Origin of the sequence: Pontibacter rugosus, assembly GCF_042678745.1 — a bacterium.
Taxonomy (GTDB): domain Bacteria; phylum Bacteroidota; class Bacteroidia; order Cytophagales; family Hymenobacteraceae; genus Pontibacter; species Pontibacter rugosus.
In genome coordinates, this window is sequence record NZ_JBHTLD010000363.1 from 1 (window position 1) to 2,568 (window position 2,568).

The following is a 2,568-nucleotide window of genomic DNA, read 5'->3' on the forward strand; positions in this document are numbered from 1 at the left end:
ATTAGATGATTTTTTATAATTATTCTGTCACTTTCTAACTACTAATCCGTACAATAAAGCATATTACTAAAGTTTGCTTATTGACATGTTAGAATACATTAAAACCATTTTATTGAAGGTAAGCTTCGACAAAATGTTGTTTGAAAAAGAGTTACGCAAAGCCTTCAAAGTACTGAAGCGAGCTGAACTGAAACAGCTCCGAAACTGGTGCTACGAGCAATTCTCGGGCATGTATTTACTAATCTTAAACAGGGTTTTCTTAAAGCCTAAAAAAGTATAACAAAACTATTCTTCAGGGTAGTCCTGCATAAAGCGAATGTTGCGCACCAGCCCACTGTAGCCGGTGCGCTTCACAGCTGATTTCTTAAACAGCTGTGAGAACACCTCGTGCGTCAGCTCTTTCCAGTCGTTTGCTTTCAGGTGCTTTAAGTCGGGGTGCGGATTGAAGGCGGGTTCGCTGTGTGGCTTGCTAAACCTGTTCCAGGGGCATACATCCTGGCAGATATCACAGCCAAACACCCAGTTGCCAAACTTACCATTCATTTCCTGCGGCAGTTGGTCCTTCAGCTCTATCGTGAAGTATGAAATACACTTGCTTCCATCTACCACGTAAGGTTCTGTGATAGCACCTGTCGGGCAGGCATCGAGGCAACGGGTACAAGAGCCACAGTAGTCCTTTATCGGCCCATCATACTCCAGGTCCAGGTCAATAATTAGTTCTGCTATAAAGTAAAAGCTTCCTACCTGTGGCGTAATCAGGTTTGAGTTTTTGCCCATCCAACCTAAGCCGCTTTTTTTGGCCCAGGCCTTATCCATTACCGGGGCAGAGTCTACAAAGCAACGGCCACCAACCTCACCTATTTCCTCGTTAATGTAAGCCAGCAGTGTTTTCAGCTTATCCTTTATTACAAAGTGATAATCTGTACCATAGGCGTATTTTGATATTTTATAGGTATCCTCTTCCTGCTGTTGGTTCTCTTTTTCAGGATAGTAATTGAGCAGCAAGGATACGACTGACTTGGCTCCATCTACCAGCAGGCGCGGGTCCAGGCGCTTATCGAAATGATTCTCCATGTAATGCATTTGCCCGTGCATGTTCTGGTTAAGCCATCGCTCCAGGCGCGGTGCCTCCTCCTCCAGAAAACCTGCCTTGGAGATGCCGCAGTACATAAAGCCCAGTTCCTTGGCCTTCTGCTTGATCAGGTATGTATACTTCTCTTTGCTCAATCTATACTTGTTAGTGCTGCTTTATACTTTAAAGGCAACAAAATTAAGTTAAAATAAATCCGCCTGCTGCTTTTTAATGCGATGCTGGTTTATCAGCAGCCGCACACACGCTAGTTTATAAAAAGAAAGAGCAGACCTGTGGGCCTGCTCTTCAATAAAAAATCACAAACAGGTATCTTAAGCTCCGGGCTGATTAAAAAGTCCTCCAGAGGCTATCTCTTGCGGCGGAATTTTACCTAGGTGACGATAGGCCATCTCTGTTGCCTCTCGTCCACGCGCGGTGCGCTTTATATAGCCTTCCTGTATCAGGAATGGCTCGTATACTTCTTCAATCGTTTCTGCTTCTTCTCCGCATGCTGTAGCAATGGTAGTAATACCCACTGGGCCTCCTTTAAACTTGTCAATGATCGTGAGCAGAATGCGGTTATCCATATCATCCAGGCCATTCTGATCCACATCTAAGGCATTCAGCGCGAACTTGGCAATATCTACGGTAATAGTGCCGTCTCCTTTCACCTGAGCAAAATCGCGGGTACGGCGCAGCAGGTTGTTAGCAATACGCGGTGTACCACGGCTACGGCGGGCAATTTCGAAAGCGGCATCCTCATGTATAGGCGCACCCAGCAGAGCCGAAGAGCGCTTTACGATAGAACGTAACAGCTCGGCATCGTAGTACTCCAGGCGCGAGTTAATGCTGAAACGGGCACGCAAGGGTGCTGTCAGCAAACCAGAGCGCGTGGTAGCTCCGATCAGTGTAAACGGGTTCAGGCTTATTTGTACCGAGCGCGCGTTTGGACCAGAATCGAGCATAATGTCGATCTTGTAGTCCTCCATGGCTGAGTACAAATACTCCTCTACCACCGGATTCAGACGGTGAATCTCATCGATAAACAGCACGTCGTTCGTCTCCAGGTTAGTGAGCAGGCCTGCCAGATCACTTGGCTTGTCCAACACCGGGCCAGAGGTCATTTTGATACCTGCATCCAACTCGGAGGCAATAATATGCGACAGCGTGGTTTTACCTAGACCCGGAGGGCCATGCAACAGCACGTGGTCCAGTGCTTCGCCACGGCGTCTGGCTGCCAGCACAAAAATCTTCAGGTTCTCCACCACTTTATCCTGCCCCGCAAAATCGTGGAAGCTGAGTGGGCGAAGGGCCTTGTCTATGTCGCGTTCAGCCGGCGTTAAATGTTCTTTTTCGCCAGTGAGATAATCTTCTCTCATACGTATAATCTTCTACAAAAAATGAGCTTTCGCTGCTCTTAAAGGTAACAGTTTAAGCTGTTGTTTTGCTCCATTTATACTCACGAAGTTAAGATTTTTTGCTAATTATTTTAAGAT

At 46.5% G+C, this 2,568-nt stretch carries 3 protein-coding genes; 1 reads left to right on the top strand and 2 read right to left on the bottom strand.

Translation table 11 applies throughout. The features are described from left to right. Window positions 1-85 precede the first annotated feature (85 nt). Entirely contained in the window at window positions 86-280 is a 195-nt protein-coding gene (locus ACFQ2O_RS21140) for a hypothetical protein (RefSeq protein WP_377532792.1), read from the top strand. 5 nt (window positions 281-285) lie between these two features. On the opposite strand, the gene queG is transcribed toward ACFQ2O_RS21140, so the two are convergent. Further along, the gene (gene queG, locus ACFQ2O_RS21145; RefSeq protein ID WP_377532794.1) at window positions 286-1,227 is read right to left on the bottom strand and encodes a tRNA epoxyqueuosine(34) reductase QueG; all 942 of its coding nucleotides are present in this window, start codon (window positions 1,225-1,227) and stop codon (window positions 286-288) included. A gap of 177 nt (window positions 1,228-1,404) precedes the next feature. Then, window positions 1,405-2,451: a Holliday junction branch migration DNA helicase RuvB gene (ruvB, locus tag ACFQ2O_RS21150; protein WP_377532796.1), complete on the bottom strand. Its 1,047-nt coding sequence runs from the start codon at window positions 2,449-2,451 to the stop codon at window positions 1,405-1,407. Window positions 2,452-2,568 lie beyond the last annotated feature (117 nt).